The 22,026-nt window shown below is 69.1% G+C and carries 20 protein-coding genes and 1 pseudogene; 11 read left to right on the top strand and 10 right to left on the bottom strand.

All coding sequences use genetic code 11. The features are described from left to right. Nucleotides 1-60 precede the first annotated feature (60 nt). Nucleotides 61-1,287, bottom strand: a complete 1,227-nt coding sequence (locus CK625_RS01065; RefSeq protein WP_095539010.1) for a LysM peptidoglycan-binding domain-containing protein — start codon at nt 1,285-1,287, stop codon at nt 61-63. A gap of 235 nt (nt 1,288-1,522) precedes the next feature. Between CK625_RS01065 and def the strand changes: the two genes are divergently transcribed. The 4 genes from def to CK625_RS01045 all read left to right on the top strand — a co-directional run bounded on the left by def (nt 1,523) and on the right by CK625_RS01045 (nt 4,405). Next, nucleotides 1,523-2,041, top strand: a complete 519-nt coding sequence (def, locus tag CK625_RS01060) for a peptide deformylase (protein WP_095539009.1) — start codon at nt 1,523-1,525, stop codon at nt 2,039-2,041. A gap of 106 nt (nt 2,042-2,147) precedes the next feature. Next, nucleotides 2,148-3,197, top strand: a complete 1,050-nt coding sequence (gene fmt, locus CK625_RS01055; RefSeq protein WP_095538413.1) for a methionyl-tRNA formyltransferase — start codon at nt 2,148-2,150, stop codon at nt 3,195-3,197. A gap of 36 nt (nt 3,198-3,233) precedes the next feature. Then, nucleotides 3,234-4,055, top strand: coding sequence for an AzlC family ABC transporter permease (locus CK625_RS01050; RefSeq protein ID WP_095538412.1), 822 nt, complete (start codon nt 3,234-3,236; stop codon nt 4,053-4,055). Between the two features lie 11 nt (nt 4,056-4,066). Next, nucleotides 4,067-4,405 (top strand): AzlD domain-containing protein, encoded by a 339-nt coding sequence (locus CK625_RS01045; protein WP_095538411.1) that lies wholly within the window; start codon nt 4,067-4,069, stop codon nt 4,403-4,405. Between the two features lie 182 nt (nt 4,406-4,587). Here CK625_RS01045 and CK625_RS01040 read toward each other — a convergent pair whose 3' ends face one another. From CK625_RS01040 to CK625_RS01010, 7 genes are all read right to left on the bottom strand, one after another. After that, a complete protein-coding gene (locus CK625_RS01040) occupies nt 4,588-5,142 on the bottom strand; it encodes a FlgO family outer membrane protein (RefSeq protein WP_095538410.1) in 555 nt (184 codons plus the stop codon). Then, nucleotides 5,139-5,807 (bottom strand): hypothetical protein, encoded by a 669-nt coding sequence (locus CK625_RS01035; RefSeq protein ID WP_238944807.1) that lies wholly within the window; start codon nt 5,805-5,807, stop codon nt 5,139-5,141. The genes CK625_RS01040 and CK625_RS01035 overlap by 4 nt, the downstream gene beginning before the upstream one ends. A 203-nt stretch (nt 5,808-6,010) precedes the next feature. Next, nucleotides 6,011-7,201: a phosphoglycerate kinase gene (locus CK625_RS01030; RefSeq protein ID WP_095539007.1), complete on the bottom strand. Its 1,191-nt coding sequence runs from the start codon at nt 7,199-7,201 to the stop codon at nt 6,011-6,013. Nucleotides 7,202-7,339: 138 nt separating this feature from the next. Beyond that, on the bottom strand, nt 7,340-8,353 hold the full coding sequence (locus CK625_RS01025; protein ID WP_429001285.1) for an alpha/beta hydrolase fold domain-containing protein: 1,014 nt from the start codon (nt 8,351-8,353) through the stop codon (nt 7,340-7,342). 17 nt (nt 8,354-8,370) lie between these two features. After that, nucleotides 8,371-11,187 carry an ATP-binding protein gene (locus tag CK625_RS01020; RefSeq protein WP_095538408.1) on the bottom strand — a complete coding sequence of 939 codons (2,817 nt, stop codon included), beginning with the start codon at nt 11,185-11,187 and terminating at the stop codon, nt 8,371-8,373. 14 nt (nt 11,188-11,201) lie between these two features. Beyond that, nucleotides 11,202-11,999 (bottom strand): hypothetical protein, encoded by a 798-nt coding sequence (locus CK625_RS01015; protein ID WP_095538407.1) that lies wholly within the window; start codon nt 11,997-11,999, stop codon nt 11,202-11,204. Continuing rightward, nucleotides 11,996-13,477 carry a hypothetical protein gene (locus CK625_RS01010; RefSeq protein WP_143326131.1) on the bottom strand — a complete coding sequence of 494 codons (1,482 nt, stop codon included), beginning with the start codon at nt 13,475-13,477 and terminating at the stop codon, nt 11,996-11,998. Before CK625_RS01010 ends, CK625_RS01015 begins: the two co-directional genes overlap by 4 nt. A gap of 155 nt (nt 13,478-13,632) precedes the next feature. Here CK625_RS01010 and CK625_RS01005 point away from each other — a divergent pair, with 155 nt between their 5' ends. From CK625_RS01005 to CK625_RS00975, 7 genes and pseudogenes are all read left to right on the top strand, one after another. Continuing rightward, nucleotides 13,633-14,673: a Fe(3+) ABC transporter substrate-binding protein gene (locus CK625_RS01005; protein ID WP_095538406.1), complete on the top strand. Its 1,041-nt coding sequence runs from the start codon at nt 13,633-13,635 to the stop codon at nt 14,671-14,673. Between the two features lie 161 nt (nt 14,674-14,834). Continuing rightward, nucleotides 14,835-16,592: an ABC transporter permease gene (locus CK625_RS01000; RefSeq protein ID WP_429001284.1), complete on the top strand. Its 1,758-nt coding sequence runs from the start codon at nt 14,835-14,837 to the stop codon at nt 16,590-16,592. A 17-nt stretch (nt 16,593-16,609) separates the two neighbouring features. After that, nucleotides 16,610-17,344: pseudogene (locus tag CK625_RS00995) on the top strand (ABC transporter ATP-binding protein); the annotation flags it as partial. A 133-nt stretch (nt 17,345-17,477) separates the two neighbouring features. Next, the gene (locus CK625_RS00990) at nt 17,478-18,176 is read left to right on the top strand and encodes a 7-cyano-7-deazaguanine/7-aminomethyl-7-deazaguanine transporter (protein ID WP_095538404.1); all 699 of its coding nucleotides are present in this window, start codon (nt 17,478-17,480) and stop codon (nt 18,174-18,176) included. 53 nt (nt 18,177-18,229) lie between these two features. Continuing rightward, on the top strand, nt 18,230-18,952 hold the full coding sequence (gene queC / locus CK625_RS00985; protein ID WP_429001292.1) for a 7-cyano-7-deazaguanine synthase QueC: 723 nt from the start codon (nt 18,230-18,232) through the stop codon (nt 18,950-18,952). An 85-nt stretch (nt 18,953-19,037) separates the two neighbouring features. After that, nucleotides 19,038-19,250, top strand: a complete 213-nt coding sequence (locus CK625_RS00980; RefSeq protein WP_095538402.1) for a TOBE domain-containing protein — start codon at nt 19,038-19,040, stop codon at nt 19,248-19,250. Between the two features lie 22 nt (nt 19,251-19,272). Beyond that, on the top strand, nt 19,273-19,620 hold the full coding sequence (locus tag CK625_RS00975) for a hypothetical protein (RefSeq protein WP_095538401.1): 348 nt from the start codon (nt 19,273-19,275) through the stop codon (nt 19,618-19,620). A gap of 110 nt (nt 19,621-19,730) precedes the next feature. Here the strand turns inward: CK625_RS00975 and purF are convergent, their stop codons facing one another. Both purF and CK625_RS00965 read right to left on the bottom strand, forming a co-directional pair. Then, entirely contained in the window at nt 19,731-21,251 is a 1,521-nt protein-coding gene (purF, locus tag CK625_RS00970; protein ID WP_095538400.1) for an amidophosphoribosyltransferase, read from the bottom strand. Between the two features lie 100 nt (nt 21,252-21,351). Then, on the bottom strand, nt 21,352-21,939 hold the full coding sequence (locus CK625_RS00965; protein ID WP_095538399.1) for a CvpA family protein: 588 nt from the start codon (nt 21,937-21,939) through the stop codon (nt 21,352-21,354). Nucleotides 21,940-22,026 lie beyond the last annotated feature (87 nt).

Raw genomic sequence — 22,026 nt, 5'->3', positions numbered from 1 at the left:
AAAACAAGCGGCCCGCAGGCCGCTTGTCTTTCCAGGCTGTCGCTCGCCTCCAGCGCAGGATCACTCGGGCACAACGAGCTTGTCGCCCACCGAGACTGGGTCGTGCGTGTCCATGATCAGGCCGTAGGAGACGCGATCGAAGACGCGGAAGATCAGCAGCACGCCGTTGGGCTCATCGGGCAGGCGGATGCGCGCGTTGCGCCCGCGCTCGGGGTCGCGCGCCAGCCGGCCCTGGCGCAGGATTTGCAGCACGTGGCCTTTCTCGATGGCGTCCTCGCGCCCCAGGTTGATGGCCACGACCTGGCCCGAGGAGGCGTTCTTGACAGCCTGATCGCCGTACAGCGCCACCACGCGGCCTTCGACGTCCTTGGCCGGCAGGCGCGGCACGAAGTTGTCGTAATCGGCCTCCTCGTTGATCAGGTCCAGCCGGTCGCCCACGCGCACGTCCGTGGCCACCGAGGTCACTTCCAGCGTGGCCGGGCGGTATTCCTCGACGACGCGGCCGCGCCGGTCGGTCTGCTCGACGAAGTATTCATCGCGCACGATGCGCGCCTGGCCCACGTATTCGCCCTCGTAGCCCAGGATTTCCTTGGTCTGCGGATCCTGCAGCGGCTTGGCCTTGCGGAAGATGGCCAGATTGCGCGGCGCGCCATCCTTGACCGCCAGGGGCACGCTGTCCGTGCCGCGCACGTAGATCAGGTCGCCATTGCCCATGACCAGGCGCTCGTCCACCGAGGCCACGATGTCGGGCAGCTCGCTCAGGTCTTCCAGGCTCTTGATGAACGGGCGCACCAGGAAAGGCTCGATCAGGTCGCGCCGCACGGTGGGCAGCGCCGCGGCGCTCAGCGGCTCGGCGCGCACGGTGGGCGAGAGCTTGATCGTGCCGCCGCCACCGGGCGCCAGGCCCAGGCGGGCATAGCCATCGCGCACGTCCAGGTGCAGCACCTGGCCCGGGTAGATCAGGTGCGGGTTGCGCACCGTGTCCATGTTCATGCCCCACAGGGCCGGCCAGCGCCACGGGCGGTGCAGGTACATGCCGGAGATGGCCCACAGCGTATCGCCGCGGCGCACGGTGTAGGTGCTGGGCGCATCGGCCTTGAGCTCGCGCACCGGGATGCCGCGCGCGGCCACCTGCTGGGCGATGGCGCGCTGCTGCTGGGTGATGGGGTATTTCTGCGCCTGCGCCGCAGGGCCCAGCAGCGCCGCACAGGCCAGCGCCACGGACAGCAGCCTCCCCACCGGGCTTGCAAGACGGACAGTGCGTTGATTTGTTCTGATGTGATTCATGGTGTCGTACAACAAGTGAATGCCCCCTCTGCTGGCCTGGTGCGCATGGCCAGGGCACTGGGCCCTTGCATGGGCGCTGCGGCAGGCTTTACTAACAAACGTCCCAATTTGTGACAAATTGCATGGATTCTGATTCGATGGCCCTTACAAATCAATGATTTTTTATGCGCCAGCGGCCATCGATGGCAAAAATGGCGAAAATAACGACAGTTTACAAAAGAGTTTCACACACGCCATGGCCCTTCTGCCCATTCTTCACTACCCAGACCCGCGCCTGCACAAGGTGGCCGCCCCCGTCAAGGAAGTGGGGCCGCGCATCCAGCAAATCGCCGCCGACATGCTCGAGACCATGTACGAATCCAACGGCGTGGGCCTGGCCGCCACGCAGGTGGACGTGCACGAGCGCCTGTTCGTGATGGATGTCTCCGAAGAGCGCAACCAGCCCCAGGTGCTGATCAACCCGGAGCTGGTCTGGGCCAGCGAGGAAATGCACAGCGGCGAGGAGGGCTGCCTGTCCATCCCCGGCATTTACGATGGGGTGCAGCGCCACGCGCGCGTACACGTCAAGGCCCAGGACGAGCACGGCCAGTGGCGCACCATCGAGGCCGAAGGCCTGCAGGCCGTGTGCATCCAGCACGAGATGGACCACCTCAAAGGCAAGCTGTTCATCGATTACCTCTCGCCGCTCAAGCGCAACCGCATCAAGACCAAGATGCTCAAGCGCAGCAAGAGCGAGGCCCCCGCCCAGGCCTGAGGGCCTGCCCAAAATCTCTGAGCCCCGCTCACAGCCCCCGACCTCACGCGCCCGCAACAGCGGGCGCGCTTCATTCACCCTGCATCGCCCAACGCCAGGAGCCTTCATGCGCATTGCTTTTGCCGGCACGCCGGAATTTGCCCAACAGGCCCTGGCCGCCATGCTGGCGGCGGGCTTTCGCCCCGCCGTGGTACTGACACAGCCCGACCGCCCTGCGGGCCGGGGCCTGCGCCTGCAGCCCTCGCCCGTCAAGCAACTGGCCCAGGCGCAAGGCATTGCCGTGCTGCAGCCCCAGGGGCTGCGGCTGGATGGCAAATATGCGGCCGATGCCGCCGCCGCCCAGCAGGCGCTGGCCGCGCTGCAGCTGGATGTGATGCTCGTGGCCGCCTATGGGCTGATTCTGCCGGCCTGGGTGCTTGAGATGCCGCGCTATGGCTGCCTGAACATCCACGCCAGCCTGTTGCCGCGCTGGCGCGGCGCGGCGCCCATCCATCGCGCCATCGAGGCCGGTGACGCCGAAACGGGCATCAGCATCATGCAGATGGACGAGGGCCTGGACACCGGCGCCATCGTCTCTCGCCAGGCCATCCCGATTCATGCCGGCGAAAGCACGGCGCAACTGCACGATCGCCTGGCGCAGCTGGGCGGCCAATGCATCGTCGCGGCGCTGCAGCAGCTGCAGCAGAGCCAGGCGCCGCTGCCCAGCCAGCCCCAGCCGGCACAGGGCATCAGCTATGCGCACAAGATCGAGCGCGCGCAAAGCCAGCTCGACTGGCAGCGCCCGGCCCATGAGCTGGCGCGCCAGGTCTGCGCCTTCGACCCCTTCCCCGGTGCACAGGCGCTGTTCCAAGCCGCAGCCGGCGGCGCGCCGCAGACGCTGAAAATCTGGCAGGCCCAGGCCTTGCCGGCTGCGGCCCCAATCGCCGATGCTGATGCCAGCACCGGCGCAGCGGCTGCGCCAGGCACCGTGCTGCAGGTCGATCGCCACGGCGTGGACGTGGCCTGCGGCCAGGGCAGCGTGCTGCGCCTGCTGCAGTTGCAGCGCGCCGGCGGCAAGCGCCAGCCGGTGCAGCAGTTTCTCAACGGCTTTGCCATCGCCGCCGGGGATGGCTTTGCCGCCACCGGCTCCCCAACAACGCCCCAGGCGCGCGGCTGAATCCGCTCCCCGCCCCAACCCCAAGCGCCCCACGCCATGTCCGCCCCCTTGTCGCCCACGCCCGCCCCTGAGTCCGCGCCGCCTGGCCAGACGAAGCTGCAGGCCTTGCTGCGCCATCCGGCCTTTCGCGAAGGCGTGCGCGCCCAGCTGCAAGTGGCGCTGGGCATCGGCGCCTGGGGCCTGGTCACGGGCGTGGCCATGGTGAAAAGCGGGCTGTCGGTGCCCATGGCGGTGCTGATGTCGCTGCTGGTCTATGCCGGCAGCTCGCAGCTGGCGGTGCTGCCCTTGCTGGCCTTGCAATCGCCGCTGTGGGTGATCTGGCTGACGGGCCTGTGCGTCAACCTGCGCTTTGTCATCTTCAGCAGCATGTGGCGCACGCCGCTGGGCCACTGGCCTCCCTTCAAGCGACTGCTGATGACCTACCTGGCCACGGACATGGTGTTCGTGCTGTTCTTCAAGCGCTTTGAGGACCCCAGCCCCAGCCCGGAGCATGAGCCCTACCTCTGGGGCAGCGTGGGCGTGACCTGGCTGGCCTGGCAGATCCCCTCGATGGCGGGCATCTTGCTGGCCAACTTCATCCCCATGCACTGGGGCCTGGGCTTTGCCGGCATCCTGGCCTTGCTGGGGGTGACGCTGTCCATGCTGGTGGACCGCTACACCGCCCTGGCCGCGCTGGTCGCCGGCGGCGTGGCCATCGCGGCCTACGGCCTGCCGCTCAGGCTCAACATCCTGGTGGCCATTGGCGCGGCCGTGGTGCTGGGCTTGCTGTTCGACCACACCCAGCGCATCGTGCGCGAGCGCCAGAGCGCCCAGACATCCGCCAAGACGCCCACCAAAACGCCCACCAAGACGCAATAAGGCCGCACCCCATGGACAACAGCAACGACTGGTACACCCTGGCAGCCATCCTGGGCCTGGCCCTGGTGACGCTGATCACGCGGGCCTTTTTCGTCATCCCGCGCCGCGAGCTGCCGCTGCCCGATTGGCTGCGCCGCGGCCTGAAGTACGCCCCGTTGGCAGCGCTGGCGGCCGTCATCATCCCGGAGCTGCTCATGAGCGATGGCCAGCTGATTGACACTTGGCGCGACGCCCGGCTCTGGGCCACGCCAGCGGCCTGCCTGTATTTCTTGCTGCGCCGCGGCATCCTGGGCACCATCGTCACCGGCATGCTGGTCTATCTGCCCCTGCGCCTGGGCCTGGGCTGGTAGCGGCCCTTGAGGCAATCACTCCAGCGCAGGGGCATCGTAGTGCAGGGCCAGTGCAGGCCCTGAACTGGCCCCACAAGCACAGGCCCCAGAACGAGCAATGCCAGCAGCCCCGAAGGAGTGCTGGCATTTTTTCAATGGGCGCCTGCCTGCGCCATCAGCGCCGACGCAGGCATCACAAGCCATCAGTTCGACTGCAGCAGGCGGCGCACGTCGCGGTTGTTGGGCAGGGTGTAGTCGTAGGCGCTGATGATGCGGCTGTCCTGCGTGCGCACCAGCTTCAGGCTGACGTAGGTAAAGCGCGCGGCGGCAGAGTAGGTGCCCACCAGCACCACGCCGGAGTTCTGGCTCTTGGCGATGTCCTGGATCTCGCGCGAGAGCAACAACTCGCCCGTGCCTTCCTGCACGAAAACATTGCCGCGCAGCTTGATTTCGCGCACGTTCAAGCCGGCATTGGCCAGGGTCGAGGCGTACTGCTCGGAGAGCGTGCGGCCCAGCGGGGCGGACACGCGCGTGTCGTTGACGTCCACAATGGTGGCCACCAGCAGCGGGCTGTTCTGAAAGGCCGTGGTGTCGTAGCCGCTGATCAACTGCTGCGCGGCGTTCTGGTTGGTTTTCAGAAAGCTGTTGCTGGCCGCGTCCTGGTAGCTGGGCTCGACACGGACGGTGTTGGTGTGATTCGCGCAGCCAGCGACCAGTGCGGCCGCAGCCAGCGCAGATGCAAGAAATTGGACTTTCATTGGTTCACCACTTTCATATTGATGTTCTTGAAGCTGCTTTGGAACAGGCCGGCATCCACATTCTCCAGATAGTAGACGTCGGTCGTGCGCGAGAGGAAGCGCTCATTGTGCAGCACGGCAGTCGTCAGCACCAGCTCCGTGCCGGACTGGCCGGAATAGCTGCGCAGCGGACCATCGTGGTCGTAATGGGGCGCCAGCGGCGTGGTCTGCACATTGTGGCGGCCATAGCGCACGCTCACGCCATCGCCCAGGTTGTAGTAATCGCGCCCGCCATGGCCGCCCACCCACAGGTTGGAGGGGTGACGCACCACTTGAGAGTGATAAACCACGGTGTACTGGCCAGCCACGGGGTGCTGCTGCACGGCCGCACCGCGCTCGACCAGGCGCGTCATCAGCATGTCGCGGAAGGCCCACTCGAACTGGCCGGCGTTCTCCGGGATGGCCACGTAAATGGGCGAACCCTGCGTAACGCCTGCGGCCTCCAGCGCGGCGGCGGTGCGGTTGGCCGCATCGGCGCTGATCACGCTCCAATGCTGCGCCGAGCGGACCTTGTACTGGTCGGCCTGATCGAAATTGCGCGACAGGGGGATTGCGCTGCTGCCGCAGCCCACCAGACCAGCGACGGCCACTGCCAGCGCGGCGGCATGAAAAACGCGTTGATGCATCATGACTCTCCTAGTATTGACAGGCCGCTGGAAATGGCGGCCCCTATTCACAAAGTAACGTTTAGTCACCTAATGTCATATTGGAAAACAAGATACGCGATTCCTCACCAGTGATCTGCAATTTTTTTCGATTGTTTGCAAAAAATTGGCAGTGATTGGCAGGAAAGCCACGTTTTTGCCGCCGCTGCGGCCTTGCTGCATCCTCACTGCGCCCGTTGCGCCAGGATTTCGAAGGCCGGCAGTTGCTTGCCCTCCAGCACTTCCAGGAAGGCCCCGCCGCCGGTGGAGATGTAGCCGATGCGCGGCTCCAGGCCGTACTTGGCAATGGCCGCCAGGGTGTCGCCGCCGCCGGCGATGCTGAAGGCCTGCGACTCGGCAATGGCCTGCGAGAGCGTGCGCGTGCCCTGCTCGAAGGCGTCGAACTCGAACACGCCCACCGGCCCGTTCCAGACGATGGTGCCGGCCTGCTGCAGCTGCGCGGCCAGCTCGGCGGCCGTCTTTGGGCCAATGTCCAGGATCAACTCATCGGCCAGGACTTCGCTGGCAGGCTTGGTCTGCGCCGGCGCATCGGCGGCAAAGCGCTGGGCCACCACCACGTCCTGCGGGATGGGCACGGCGCAGCCGCGCGCGCGCATCATGTCGATGATGGCCTTGGCCTCGTCCACCAGATCGGGCTCGGCCAGGCTTTTGCCGATGGGCAGCCCGGCGGCCAGCATGAAGGTGTTGGCAATGCCGCCGCCCACGATCAGCGCATCGACCTTCTCGGCCAGGCTGCGCAGAATGGTCAGCTTGGTCGAGACCTTGGCGCCGCCCACGATGGCCACCAGCGGCCGCTTGGGCTCGCGCAGCGCTTTGCCCAGCGCATCGATCTCGGCGGCCAGCAGCGGGCCGGCGCAGGCCACGGGCGCGTACTGCGCAATGCCGTAGGTTGAGGCCTCGGCCCGATGCGCCGTGCCGAAGGCGTCGTGCACGAAGATGTCGCACAGCGCCGCCATCTTGCGCGCCAGCTCGGCGTCGTTCTTCTTCTCGCCCACGTTGCCGCGGCAGTTCTCCAGCAGCAACACCTGGCCGGGCGCCACCTCCACGCCATCGACCCAGTCGCGCGCCAGCGGCACTTCCTGGCCCAGCAGCTCGCTCAGGCGCTGCGCCACCGGCGCCAGCGAATCGCCCGGCAGCAGCTGCCCCTCCTTGGGGCGGCCCAGGTGGCTGGTGACCATCACGGCCGCGCCGGCATCCAGGGCCATGCGGATGGCCGGCACCGAGGCGCGGATGCGCGTGTCCTCGCTGATCTGCCCCTGCTCATCGAGCGGCACGTTCAGGTCTGCGCGAATGAAGACCCGCTTGCCCTGGGCCTGGCCCTGGGCGCACAAATCGCTGAAACGAATGAATTGCATGTGTTCTCCATCAACTGAAGTGCATCCCGTGCGCGGCGCCTGCGCTGGCGCGCCGCTGCGCGCATTGCGGCCGGCCATGCGCAGCGCCCTGCCCGGACTGCGAAAAATCCTGCAAGCATAAGCGGTTTTGCAGGCCATTCAGGCCCGCAGGCGCGCCTGCAGGAACTGGCCGATGGCCGCATGGGCCCAGGCCGCTTCGGGCAGCAGCCGGCCCATCTTGATGAACTCGTGCGCCACGCCGCGGTAGAGCTCCAACTCCACTGGCACGGCCTGCATGCGCAGCCGGTCGGCATAGGCCAGGGCCTCGTCGCACAGCGGATCGCACTCGGCCAGCACGAACAGCGCCGGGGCCACGGCCTGCACCTCGGGCGCCAGCAGCGGCGCAAAGCGCCAGTCCTGGCGCTGCGCCGGGTCGATGTAGTGGGCAAAAAACCATTGCAGCAGCGCCGCATTCAACACCGGGCCGCGGGCATGGCGCTGGTGCGAGGCCGTCTCCTGCCAGGCGCAGGTGCCCGGGTGGATCAGCAACTGCGCCTGCAGCGGCAGGGTCTCATCGCGCGCCATCAGCGCCAGCACCGCCGCCAGCGTGCCGCCGGCGCTGTCGCCGCCCACGGCCAGGCGCTGGCCGTCCAGCCCCCACTGCGCGCCGTGGCGCGCCAGCCAGCACAGCGCGTCCCAGCCATCGTGCAGCGCCGTAGGGAAGCGCCACTGCGGCGCCAGCCGGTAATCGAGCGCCAGCACGGCCAGCTGCGCGTTGTGGGCGATGCGCGCGCACAGCACGTCGTGCGTGTCCAGGTCGCCCACGACAAAGCCCCCGCCGTGCAGGTACAGCAGCACCGGCCAGGGCGCAGCGGCCGGGCCGCTCTGGGCCTGGGGGGTGTAGAGCCGCACCGCCAGCGCATGGCCATCGCGCGCCGGGATGTGCGCATCGCGGTGCTGCACCTGCGCCGGCCGGTCTTCTTCGAGCACCTGCGCGCCGCTGCGGTAGGCCTGCCGCGCCTGCTGGGGCGTGAGCGTGTGCAGCGGCGCGCGCTGGGCGCGCGCCATGCCGGTGACGATGGCGCGCATGGGCGGGGTCAGCTGCGGCCACCAGGGCTGGCCGGGCAGCTCATCCAGGGCGGCGGCGCTGGGCAGCGGCGTGTCGCTGGGCATGGCGTTCCGATCCTTCTTCAATACTGGGCGGGCGCAGCGCGGCGCTGCAGCACGCCGATGGGCGGGGCCCAGCGCTCGCCAGGCTTTTTCTTGGCGGTGACCAGGGTGACATCGGCCGGCTCAAAAACCTCGACGTTGTGCGTGATCGGCGTGGTCAGCACGTACTGCGCGCGCGTGGACTTGAGAAAGTGCCCCACCAGCTGGATGTTGCGCACGTCCAGGTGCGCAAAGGGCTCGTCGATGAAGACGAAGCCGCCCGAGGCTTCGTCGTCCTTGAGCAGGCCCACCAGCAGGATCAGCGACTTGATGACCTGCTGCCCGCCCGAGGCCTCGCCGTCGTTCAGGCCGATCTGGCCCTTGCCGTCGAAGTTGAAGTGCACCCTCAGCTCGGCCTGGCGCAGCGCGGCGTCGTCGTTTTCCAGGTGCGGGGTGTCGGCCTGCACGGCCACGCCGGCGAGCTCGCCCAGCTCGGTGATGTTCTTGCGGTAGCGGCGCACGGTGGCGCGCAGCACGTCGATGTAGCGCTCGCGGGCGTTGTCCACGGCGATGCGCGCCGATTCATTGCTGGCCTGGCGCTGCTGCAACTGGGCCTGCTGGCCGGCCACTTGGGCGAGCATCAGCGTGTGGCGCTCCTCGATGCTGGGGTCGGTTTCCCATTCGCCCTCCTCCAGCTCGCGGGCCACGGCCTGGCCGCGCAGCCGCGCCTGCGTGGCGTTGGTGAACTGCTCGCGCAGCGGCGCAATGGCCTCGGGCGCAATCCAGCGCGGCGGGAACTGGCGGCGCTGGCGGCGCGATGGGGCGCTGCGCGTGCGCAGCGCATCGCGGCGGCCCTGCCATTCGCGCGCAAAGCGGCTGGCCGCCGATTCGTCGCCCTGCAGGCGCTGCTGGGTCTGCTGGTACTGGCTTTGCGCCTGGCGCAGCTGCTCGCCCAGGCGCTGGTATTGCTGGTCCAGCTCGGCGTAGCGCTGGCCGGCGCTGATGCGCGCCTGGCGCAGCTGCGCCAGCTGGCTGCGCGCGGTGGCAAATTCCTCGCTGCGGCGCGCCAGCTCCTCGGCGGCGCGGTGGCCGGCGGCGGCGGCCTTGGCCGCCTGCAGCTGGCGCTCAGCTTCGCGCTGCCGCTGGGCGATGGCCTGCAGCTGCGCGTCCAGCTCGGCCAGGCGCTGCTCGATGGATTCGCGCCGCGCGGCCAGCGCAGCGGCGCCGAACTGGTGTTGGCTGGGCGGCACCCAAACGCTGCGCCCGCCGCGGCCGTCGCGCCAGTAGGCCTGCGGGGTAATCCACTCGCCCCCGGCGGCAAAGCCGGCGACAGTGTCGGGCACGCAGCGGATGGCCGCCAGCGTCCTGAGCAGCCACGCGGGCAGCGGCGCGGCCACGTGCAGCGCGGCCAGCAGGCTGTGCGGCGGCACGCGCTGGGGCGCGGGCGCGGCGTCGGCCACGAGGTAGTGGCGGTAGCGCTGCTGCTCGGCCAGCTGGCTGGCGCGGGCTTCGTCGGCGGGATCGTCCAGCACCACCACCCAGCGCGCGCTGCGCAGCACGCCTTCGGCGGCGGCGCGCCAGTGCTCGTCGGTGATTTCGATGGCCTCGGCCACGAAGTGGTGGGCAATGCCCTGCTGGCGCAGCAGCTGGGCAAAGCGCGTGGCGTCCTCCGGGCGCGGGGCGGTGCGGGCGCTGCGCAGCTGTTCGAGGGCGCGCTGCGCGGCCTCGCGCTCTTGCTGGCGGGTGTGCCAGTCGCGCTCGTGCGCCTGGCGCTGCTGCTGCAGTTGCTGCACGCGCAGGGCCAGTTGCTGGGCATCGCCTTCGACCTGGGCCAGCGCGTGCAGCTCGTCGGCCTGGCGCACCAGGGCCTCGACCGGGGTTTCATGCCCGCGCGCTTCGCTCAGGGCCTCTTGCGCGGCCTTGCGCAGGGCGTCGGCCTGGGCCAGCTGTGCGGCCAGTTGCTCTTGCCGCTGCGCCAGTTGCAGCAGCGCCTGGCGGTCCTGGCGCTGGCGCGCCAGGCTTTTGCCGTGCTCCAGGCGCTGGCGGTGCAGCTCCCGGGCCTCAGCGAGCATGGCCTCGCGCGCGTCGCGCCATTCCAGCACGGGGATGACCTCGGTGTGCAGGCGCTCGCGCTCGCGCAGCTTGGCCTGGTACTGGCGGTAGAGGTTCAGGCGTGCCTCCACCAGCGCCAGCTGGGCCTGGCCGTGGGCCAGCTCCTTGGCGGCGGCCTCGGCTTCGTCGGCCACGTCGCGCTGGTGGCGGCGCGCTTCCTCGTAGCGGTCCAGCACTTCCTGGTCGCCGAACACGTCGAACACCAGGCGCAGCAGCTCCTTGGGCGAGTATTCGCACAGGCGGTCGGTCTGGCCCTGCTCCAGCGCCAACACGCGGGCGATGGCGCGCGAGAGGCCGGCCGTCTCCAGCCGGCGGCGCCAGTGCTCGATGCCCAGCCAGTCCTTGTCGGGCAACTCCAGCAGCTGCTCGATGGCCACGTCGCCATCGGCCATGTAGTAGCGCCGCTGCCAGTCGCCGCTGTTGCGCTGGATGCGGCAAGCCAGCGTGACCTGGTCGGCATACAGCAGGTTGCGCGCAAAGGGGCGGCTGGAGCTTTGCCGCGTGCGCGGGCGGTTGTCCACCACGGCGCGCAGCCAGGAGGCATCGGCATTGGCGTGGCGCGCGTAGGTCTTGAAGCTGCGCCCGCCCGAGCATTCCAGGCCCAGCAGGGTGCGCATGGCATCCAGCAGCGTGGTCTTGCCCGAGCCGTTGGGCCCGGCCACGGTGATGATGGCGCCGTCCAGCGGCAGGCTCAGGCGCTGGCAGTAGTCCCAGTGCAGCAGTTCGATGGATTGGAGGTGAAACATGGGGCAGGTTCGGTTCAGGCTGCGGGCGGCTGGGCGGCGGGGCCAAGGTCGGCGCCAGCGGGGGGCGCATCCGATGGGCGCGCAGGCGCAGCTTCAGCCGCAGCCTCTGCCCAGGTCTCTTCCGATGCGGCCTCATCCGATGCCGCTTCTGGCCCAGCCTGGGCCTGGGTGGCGCGGGCGCGTTCGAGCACCTGGGCCAGCGTGCCTTCCAAGATGCGCGGCGCCATCACGTCGTAGTCCAGCAGCAAGTCCAGCAGCGGGCCTTCGGCGATGTCGTCGCCACGGCGCAGGATGAAGCCGTGGTTCTCCAGCCGCTTGAGGTTCATGTCCAACCGGGTTTTCTTACCCAGCTGCGCGCCGAAGTCGGCCAACAACGCTTTGTAGGAGACCAGCGGGCTGACGCTGGCGGCCTTGGGCATGGGCTTTTCGCTGGCGAACATCTCGCCCTGGCCGGGGCCTTCGGCGGCGTTGTCGCGCGCGGCCTGGCGCTCGCGCTTGGGCAGCACGATCAGCGCCCACAGCACCACCAGCAGCGAGACGCCATCGCGCGGCAGCTCAAAGTTGTTGTGGCTGGCCAGCCCGGTCTCGCCCAGCACGGCGTTCTCGGCGCTGCGCGCCAGCGCCACCGTGACGTGGTCGGCGTGGATGTTGTCCACCAGGCGCAGGCCCACGCCGGCCAGGCGCTGCTCCAGCGCCTGCCAGAGGTCGGCATCGACCAGGGCGCGGCGGATGCGCGGGTGCTGGCGCGGCAGCCAGCGGCGCGCCAGCAGCTCGGCGGCCAGCAGGGCCGCTTCGTCGGTTGTGCTGTTCATGGTTTGGAAGAATTTTTTCGCGGGGGGCGGCCACGGCGCGGGCCGGCGGCTGTGACCTGGGCGGCCTGGGCAACCTGGGCGGTCGGCAGCGCCACGGCCGGCCAGGTGGGCGGCGGGGATTGCTCGGGGTGCAGGCAGCCTTCGCTCATGGCCTGCACGGCGTGGTGTTGCAGCGGCAGCACGCGCGGCGAGAGCGAGGCGCGCCAGCCCGAACGCGCCAGCTCGCCGGTCTGGCCCTTGAGGGTTTGCGCCTGGGCATCGCCCAGCAGCGGCAGCAATTGCATGCGGTAGGCGGCCTGCGCAAAGCGCCCGCCCAGCACGGCCTCGTGCAGGGGGCGCGGCGGCGCGGCGGCTGGGCCATCGCCCTGGGTATCGGGCTGCACGTCGGCCTGCACGTCGTCCTGCGCATCGGCCGGCCCGGCCTGCTGGGCCGATGCCTGCCACTGCGCCAGCAGCTCGATCAGGCCATGCAATTCCTCGGGCAGGCTGGGCACGTCCAGCGTGCCGCCTGCGGCATTGGCCGGCGGCGGCAAGGCGTTGCTGCGCTGCGGGTCGGGCCGCTCGCGCTCGAACTCGGCCTCGGCCACGTCCAGCAAATCGTGCTGGCTGAGCAGCCAGGGCTGCACGCCCAGCGCCAGCGCGCCGTCCAGCAGCGCGGGCAGGGCCGCGTGTTCGCGCAGCCAGTCGCGCACGTCGGAGCTGGTCACGCCGATGCTGCCCAGCGTGACGCGCTGGCGGTCGGCCTGCTGCATGGCGCGGTTGAACTGGCTGGCCATGGACAGCAGCCGCGCCTGGGCGTGGCCCAGCGCGCGCGCCTCGCGCTCGAGCCGCACATCGCCGCTGTCGCTGCGGATCAGCGCCGTCAGCGCCTGCCCGGCGCGCTCGACCAGGGTCAGCGCGCGCGCAAAGCGCGGCTGGGCCTGGCGCAGCCGCGCCTCGGAGCCGCTGGCAATGGCATCGGCAAACTCATCGTGCAGGCGCGCCAGCTGGGCGTGCAGGTGCTTGAGCTGCGTGGCGTCGGCCAGGCCCAGGGCCTGCGCGCCGGCCACCTGAGCCAGCAGGCCGGCCAGATCATCGTCCTCACTGGCAGCCTGTGTCAGCGGCGCCAGCAGGCTGTGCACCTGCCGCGCCAAATCAGACAGGGCATAGTCCTGCTGCGTGGCGTCCCACACCAGCAAGCCGGCCTCGCGCAGGCGCTTGAGCGCGTTCTCCAGCGCCTGCGGCTGCAGGGCGTGAAACAACAGATTCAGATCATCGCGCGCCACGCGCCCCTTGGGCGTGCTGGCCAGCTCCAGAAAGCACCACAGGCGCAGCTGCACCACGTGGCGCGGCCCGGAAAACAGGCTGCGCAGCGCATCCAACAGATCCAGCCGCTGCCCCAGCGCCCAGGCCAGGGGCGCTTGGGCAGCCAGCGCCGGGGCGCGGAAATACGCCTCGAAGCTGCCGCCGTCTTCGTCGTGATCCAGTAGGGGGTCCATCGCGCCGATTATTGCCCAGCGCCAGCGGGGCCCGACCCGGCGCTGGGCCAGACCCTAACCATGCTCGCAGTGATTGATTTTGATTCTCACGCGCAGACGCAGCCTACAATGGCGGCTTCGCTGTATTTCATCCACCCCAAGACGGAGGCTTTTCCATGTCCGCTCGCAACTTCAAGCGCAACACCCTGTGCGCAGCCCTGCTCGCCCTGGGCGCAGGCGCTTTCTCGCCCGCCGCCCTGGCCGCTGGCGAGGTCAACCTCTACACCACGCGCGAGCCGGCGCTGATCGAGCCGCTGCTCAAGGCCTTCGAGAAGGACAGCGGCACCAAGGTCAACACCGTGTTCGTCAAGGACGGCCTGCTCGAGCGCGCCAAGGCCGAGGGCGCGCAATCGCCTGCGGACGTGTTCATGGTGGTGGACATCGGCAACCTGCTGGACCTGGTCAACGCCGGCGTGACGCAACCCATCCAATCCGAGGCGCTGACCAGCACGCTGCCAGCACACCTGCGCGGCGCCAATGGCGAGTGGTTTGCGCTGTCGCTGCGCGACCGCGTGCTGTATGTGGACAAGGATCTGGATCTGTCCAGCTTCACCTATGAAGACCTGGCCGACCCGAAGTGGAAGGGCAAGGTCTGCATCCGCGCCGGCCAGCACCCCTACAACACGGCGCTGATCTCGGCCATGATCGCGCACAACGGCGCCGAAGCCACCGAGCAGTGGCTCAAGGGCGTCAAGGCCAACCTGGCGCGCAAGGCCACCGGCGGCGACCGCAACGTGGCGCGCGACATCCTGGGCGGCATCTGCGACATCGGCATCGCCAACAACTACTACGTGGGCCGCATGAAAAATGCCAAGCCCGACAGCGACGACTACAAGTGGGGCCAGGCCATCAAGGTGGTGCGCCCGACCTTCGGCAAGGATGGCGGCACGCACGTGAACATCTCCGGCGGCGCCGTGGCCAAGAACGCACCCAACAAGGACAACGCCGTCAAGCTGCTGGAGTACCTGGTGTCCGTGCCGGCCCAGGAGCTCTACGCCAACGCCAACTACGAGTACCCGATCCGCGAAGGCGTCAAGCTCGACCCAGTGACCGAATCATTCGGCCCGCTCAAGTCCGACACCCTGCCGCTGACGGAAGTGGCCAAGCACCGCAAGCTCGCCAGCGAGCTGGTGGACAAGGTCGGCTTCGACAACTGATCGCAATCGCAGATCCTCCCTGCCAGCTGCGCCCCGCCGTCAATGGCGGGCCCGCGCAGCTCCCTCTCCTCGCCGCCCTGCACTGGGCGGCGTTTTGCCATTGACGCGCAGCCCCCACTGCCGGCTGCTTTTCTTCAGGCCCCTGGAGCCTTTGACCCGCCTTGTCCGACACCGCCCTGCCCCTTTCCGCGCTGCCGCGCGCCCCGCGCCGCCTGGGCTGGCCCGCCGCCCTGGCCTGCGCCCTGCTGGCGCTGCTGGCGCTGGCGCCCATCGCCGCGCTGCTGTGGCACGCCCAGCATGCGCAATGGGACCATTGGTCGCACCTGACCCAACACGTGCTGCCCGTGGCGGCGCGCAATACGCTGTGGCTGCTGCTGGGCGTGGGGCTGCTGGTCACGGCCATCGGCACGGGCGCGGCCTGGCTGGTGACGGCCTACCGCTTCCCCGGCCGGGGCCTGCTGGTCTGGGCGCTGCTGCTGCCCATGGCCATCCCCAGCTACGTGATCGCCTACGCCTACCTGGACGTGCTGCACCCCATCGGCCCGCTGCAAGGCTGGGTGCGCGAGCTGCTGGGCTACAGCAGCCCGCGCGAGTTCCGCCTGCCCGATGTGCGCTCGCTGCCTGGCGCCATCGCGCTGCTGTCGCTGGTGCTCTACCCCTACGTGTACCTGAGCACGCGCTTCATGTTCATGAGCCAGAGCGCCAGCCTGCTGGAGGCGGCGCGCACCCTGGGCTGCTCGGCCGCCGGCGCGTTCTGGCGCGTGGCCCTGCCCATGGCGCGCCCTGGCATCGCCACCGGCGTGGCGCTGGCGCTGCTGGAGACGCTCAACGACATCGGCGCCTCCGAGTTCCTCGGCGTGCGCACCATGACCGTGGCCACCTACAACACCTGGGTGACGCGCTCCGACCTGGGCGGCGCAGCGCAGCTGGCGCTGCTGATGCTGCTGCTGGTCGTGGCCCTGATCCTGCTGGAGCGGCGCGGCCGCCAGCGCCAACGCTTTGCCACCGCCCAGCGCCTGCGCCCGGCGCAGCCGCGCCAACTGCGCGGCGGTCGCGCCTGGCTGGCGTTGCTGCTGGGCGCACTGCCTGTGCTGCTGGGCTTTGTCGTGCCCGCCGCCTATCTGGCCAGCGCCGCAGCCGAGCGCCTGCACGAGGCGCACAGCATCTCCTCCGCGCTGTGGACGAGCCTGCACAACACCGTGTCGCTGGCGCTGGCGGCCACCGGCATTGCGCTGCTGTGCGGCCTGCTGTTGGCCTGGCAGGCGCGCCTGGCCATCGACGGGCGGCGCAGCCTCTGGGCCATGGCCTGCGCCCGCATCGGCCACCTGGGCTATGCCATTCCGGGCACCATCCTGGCCATCGGCCTGCTCAGCCCGCTGGCGCTGATGGATCGGGGCATCTCCGCGCTGCTGCGCGAGCCCGGCCTGTGGCTGATGGCCAGCAGCGCGGCGCTGGTCATGGCCTATGTGCTGCGCTTCATGGCCATTGCCATTGGCGGCATTGAGGCCGGGCTGGCGCGCATACCGCCCTCGCTGGAGCAGGCCGCGCGCCTGCTGGGCCACGGCAGCGCCGCCACGCTCTGGCGCGTGCACCTGCCGCTGCTGCGCCCGGCGCTGGCCGCCGCTGCGCTGCTGGTGTTCGTCGACACCATGAAAGAGCTGCCCGCCACGCTGCTGCTGCGCCCGCTGAACTTCGAAACACTGGCCACGCAGTTGTATGCCGAGGCCGCGCGCGGCACCTATGAAGAAGGCGCCATCGCCGCCCTGGCCATCGTGCTGGCCGGCCTGTTGCCGGTGATCGTGCTGGCGCGCACCCAGCTGGCCGTGGGCGGCAATGGCCCGCCGACACGGCCACAAGCCCCCCAGCAAACGCCCAAGCCGCCCCAGCCCGCTGCCGCGCAGCGCCAGGCCATCGCATGAATTGCCCTATGCCACCTATGTCGCAGACGACGCTCCCCGCCCAGCAAGCCACACCCCAGAGCAGCCCGGAAGCCGCCTTTCTCGCCATCGACCGGCTGCGCCTGGGCTACGACACGCCCCAGGGCCTGCGCGAGATCGTGCGCGACTTCTCGCTGCAGCTGCCGCGCGGCCAGATCGCCTGCCTGATCGGCGCCTCCGGCTGCGGCAAGTCCACCATCCTGCGCGCCATCGCCGGCTTCGAGCCGCTGCGCGATGGCAGCATCCACCTGAACGGTCGGCCACTGTCCTCCCCCAGCCTGAGCGTGCCGCCCGAGCAGCGCCAAGTGGGCATGATGTTCCAGGACTACGCGCTGTTCCCGCACCTGAACGTGTTTCACAACATCGCCTTCGGGCTGCGCGCGCTGGGCCGCGCCCAGCGCCAGGCGCGCGTGGCCGAAATGCTCGAACTGGTGGGCCTGCGCCAGGCGGCCAAGGCCTGGCCGCACGAGCTCTCCGGCGGCCAGCAGCAGCGCGTGGCGCTGGCGCGGGCGCTGGCGCCCTCGCCAGCGCTGCTGCTGCTCGACGAGCCGTTCTCCAACCTCGACACCGAGCTGCGCGAACACCTGGCGCACGAAGTGCGCGACATCCTGCGCCAGGGCCAGCACACGGCCATCCTGGTCACGCACAACAAACAGGAAGCGCGCATCATGGCCAACCGCGTCGGCCTGCTGACCAGCGGTCAGGCGGTGCAGTGGCGCAGCCCGGACTCGCTGGGCTGAAGCCTCGAAAAAGACTGTCGCCAGCGGCTACAATCACTGGTTGCCCAGGCGCGGCACATGCCCATGTGCCGCGCCTGGTTTTTCACCGCAATGGGTTCCCTCACCCCATTCATCAAAAAGGATTGCCATGACCGCGTTTGCCGACCCGTCGCCACGGGTATCCAAAGCGCTGGCCCTGCTGGTGGCGCTGCACATTGCCATCATCATCGCCAGCAACTATCTGGTGCAGCTGCCCATTGATTTGCTGGGCTTTCACAGCACCTGGGGGGCCTTCAGCTTCCCCTTCATCTTCCTGGCCACCGACCTGACCGTGCGCCTGATCGGCAAGCAGCCGGCGCGGCGCGTCATTGCCCGCGTCATGCTGCCGGCGCTGCTGGCCTCCTACGTGGTCTCGGTGCTGTTTCACGAAGGGCGCTTCAATGGCCTGGCGGCGCTGGGCGAGTTCAACGGCTTCGTGTTCCGCATCGCCGTGGCCAGCTTTGCCGCCTACGTGCTGGGTCAGTTGCTGGACATTCAGGTGTTTGACCGCATGCGCCGCAGCTACAACGCCTGGTGGCTGGCGCCCACGGCCTCCTCCATCCTCGGCCAGGCGCTGGATACGGCCGCCTTCTTCTCCATCGCGTTCTGGCGCAGCAGCGACCCTTTCATGGCCGCGCACTGGGGCGAGATCGCGCTGGTGGATTACGTCATCAAGCTGCTGGTGAGCCTGGCGCTGTTCGTGCCCGCCTACGGGCTGATGCTGGCGGCCATCGTGCGGCGCATCAAAACGCCCGCGCCTGCTGCGCCGGCCTGCGCCAGCGCCGCCTGCCGCAGCGCTGCGCCATGATGGGTGCCTTGTGCCCGGCCCCTGCGGACTCCAGCGCAGCCTCCTGCAATCGCGTGGTCAAGGCCCAGCGCCGCGCGCTGGTGCTGCTCTCGGGCGGGCAGGATTCGGCCACCACGCTGGCCTGGGCGCTGGCGCGCTTTGCCCACGTCGAGACCCTGGGCTTTGACTACGGCCAGCGCCACCGCGTCGAACTCGACTGCCGCCAGCGGCTGCGCGAGGGCATGGCCGCACTGCGCCCGGACTGGCGCGCCGCGCTCGGCCCCGATCACCTGCTGCAAGTCGATGCGCTGGCGCAGCTGGGCAGCAACGCCATGACCGAGGACGTGGCCATCGCCATGCAGGCCGATGGTCTGCCCAACACCTTCGTGCCCGGGCGCAATCTGCTGTTCCTGACGCTGGCCGCCGCCCTGGCCTACCGGCGCGACCTGCAGGCGCTGGTGTGCGGCGTCTCCGAGACCGACTACTCCGGCTACCCAGATTGCCGCGAGAACACCCTCAAGGCGCTGCAGGTGGCGCTCAGCCTGGGCATTGACCGGCCTTTGAGCCTGGCCACGCCGCTGATGTGGCGCGACAAGGCCCAGACCTGGGCCCTGGCGCACGCACTGGGCGGCGATGCGCTGGTCGAGCTGATCCGGCGGCATTCCCACACCTGCTACCTGGGCCAGCGCCAGACATTGCACAGCTGGGGCTATGGCTGCGGCCACTGCCCGGCCTGCCAGCTGCGCGCCCGCGGCCATGCGCAGTGGCTGGCGACGCAGCACTCTCCCCCTTGCTGAGCGCAACAAAGTCCTGCTGCCCAGACGGGGGCAAGGCCCTGGCACAATGGCCGCTTTTGCAGCACTTCCTACAGAGGACATCACCATGAAAATCAGCGCTCGCAATGTGTTGCCTGGCAAGGTCGCGGCCATTCACAAAGGCCCCGTCACCACCGAGGTGACGCTGGAGCTGGCCCCCGGCCTGCAAATCGTCTCGACCATCACCACGCACTCGGCCGAGGCGTTGGGCCTGAAGGAAGGCGCGCAGGCCTTTGGCGTCATCAAGGCCTCGAACGTGATGCTGGCCGTGGACGAATGAGCCTATCGGGAGGAGCAACCCCATGAAACACGCCATTTCCCGCCTTTTCCTGCCCGCGCTGCTGGCCGCGCTGGCCAGCCCGGCGCTGGCGACCGACAAGGCCCCGGCCTGCCAGGACGAAGCCGTGGCGCAGGCGCGCAAGCTGCTGGCGTTTCACAGCGACGGTGACGACCGCGCCGAGGTGGACGCCAGCAGCGTCAAGGCCCTGCCCGCGCGCGCCAACCCCGCCAACCGCAAGCAGCGTTTTGAGGTGCTGGAAGTCATGGGCTTCGTCTACAAGGGCGAGTACCGCATGCGCCTGAGCTACTACACCAAGGGTGGCCAATGCGTGCTGATGGGGCAGGAAATCCTGCATCTGGCGCAGCTTTGAGCTTTTTGCCAGGGAAAGGCTTTGCCCCATCAACAAAAAACCGCGCCGTGGCGCGGTTTTTTGCTGCGCAGACGCCGGCCGCGCCGGCGGCCTGGGCGCGATGGGGCAACTTACTCGTCCTGCGCATTGGGCAGCGCCAGGCGCGAGACTGGCGCTTCCTCGTCCTGGGCCTGCGCCGAGTTTCGGCCCTGGTTGAGGGCGTCGATGGAATCGGGCGTGACGTCGCCGGTGATGTAGCGCCCGTCAAAGCACGAGGCGTCGAAATCGTCCAGCGCGCTGCTGAGCGCGCCAACCGCGCGGCGCATGCCCTGCACATCCTGGTAGATCAAGGCGTCGCAGCCGATGAGCTGGCGGATTTGCTCGATGTCGCGGCCATGCGCGACCAGCTCCTCGCGCGTGGGCATGTCGATGCCGTACACGTTGGGAAAGCGCACCGGCGGCGCGGCGCTGGCCAGATAGACCTTGCGCGCCCCGGCCTCGCGCGCCATTTGCACGATCTCCTTGGAGGTCGTGCCGCGCACGATGGAGTCGTCCACCAGCAGCACGTTGCGGCCCTCGAACTCGCTGGCGATGGCATTGAGCTTTTGCCGCACGGATTTCTTGCGCACGCTCTGGCCGGGCATGATGAAGGTGCGCCCCACGTAGCGGTTCTTCACGAAGCCCTCGCGGTAGGGCTTGCCGATCAGCTCGGCCAACTGCATGGCGCTGGGGCGGCTGGACTCGGGGATGGGGATGACCACGTCGATGTCCTTGGGCGGCACCACCGAGAGCACGCGCTTGGCCAGGGTCTCGCCCAGGTTCAGGCGCGCGCGGTACACGGAAATGCCGTCCAGCACCGAATCGGGCCGCGCCAGATAGATGTATTCAAAAATGCACGGCGCGTGCACGGCCTGCCCAGGCTCGACGCACAGCGCACTGCGGACGCTGCCATCGAAGCCGATGAACACCGCCTCGCCCGGCTGGATGTCGCGCTCCAGCGCATAGCCCGTGCCCTCCAGCGCCACGGATTCGCTGGCCAGCATGACGGCGCCGTCCTCGCTGGGGCGGCTCAGGCACAGCGGGCGGATGCCGTGCGGGTCGCGAAAGGCCAGCATGCCGTGCCCGGCAATCATGGCAATGACCGCATACGAGCCGCGCACGCGCCGGTGCACGGCGCGCACGGCCTCGAACACACAATCGGCACAAAGCCGACGCCCCCCGGTGGCTCGGCCCAGCTCATGCGCCAGCACGTTGAGCAGCACCTCCGAGTCGCTGGTGGTGTTGGTGTGGCGGTGGTCGGTGTCGAACAGCTCGCGGCGCAGCGCCTTGGCGTTGGTGATGTTGCCGTTGTGCACCATGACGATGCCAAACGGCGCGTTGACGTAGAACGGCTGGGCCTCCTCCTCGCTGTTGGCGTCGCCGGCCGTGGGGTAGCGCACCTGGCCCAGGCCGGCGTTGCCCGGCAGCGCGCGCATGTTGCGCGTGCGGAATACGTCGCGCACCATGCCCTTGGCCTTGTGCATGAAGAATTTGCGATCGAGCTGCGTGACGATGCCCGCCGCATCCTGGCCACGGTGCTGCAACAGCAGCAGCGCGTCATAAATCAATTGGTTGACCGGATGGCGGCTGACCACGCCGACGATTCCACACATGGCTGTAAGTCCTATCTAGTAGTCGGATTCAAGGGATACGAAAGCAAGCGCTGCGCCCCACTGCCCTGGCCCATGCCCATTGCGCCACACGCCATCAGCATCAGGGCTTGCCGCCAGCGGCACTGCCCTGGTGGCGGCCCAGGGCATCGAGCGCGGCGCCGGCGGGCAGCATGGGCACGGCCGGCAGCTCCAGCGGCTCGGGGGTTTGCAAAATGGTCCAGTCGGGCAGCAGCCTGGCCAGCTCCAGCCGGGCGGCATCGAGCACCGGCCCCACGGCAGAGCCGCTCCACCACGGCTGCGTTTGCCAGCGCAGGGCATGCACGGCCACTGCCAGCACCACGCCAACCAGCGCAATGCGCAAGGCGCCAAACAGCGCCCCGACGAAACGATCGGCCGCGCGCATGCCCAGGGCCTTGATCGAGCGCCGCGCCATGGTGGCCAGGATGGAGGAGCCAAAGACTGCGGCAATGAACAGCGCCAGCATGCCCAGCACGCGCCGCGCCGGCATGCCCAGCGACTGGCCCGGCAGCCACATGCCCAGCGCAGGCCCCAGGCGCATGGCCGCAAACGCGCCCAGGCCCCAGCCGAGCACAGCCAGGCTTTCGAACACGAAGCCGCGCCAGATGCCCACGGCCACGGACACGAAGGCCAGCATCAGAAACACCAGGTCGAAGCCGTTGAGCGTCATCGCAAGCCGCCCTGTTCAGGCGTTGCGGCGGCCACAGCCAGCAGCGGCCGCACGGCCGTGAGGGATTGCACGCGCTTGGGCATGGGG

Origin of the sequence: Vandammella animalimorsus (assembly GCF_002285265.1) — a bacterium.
Classification (GTDB): Bacteria; Pseudomonadota; Gammaproteobacteria; order Burkholderiales; family Burkholderiaceae_C; genus Lampropedia.
Note: the sequence above shows the minus strand (reverse complement) of the source record. Positions and strands in the feature narration are given on the sequence as shown.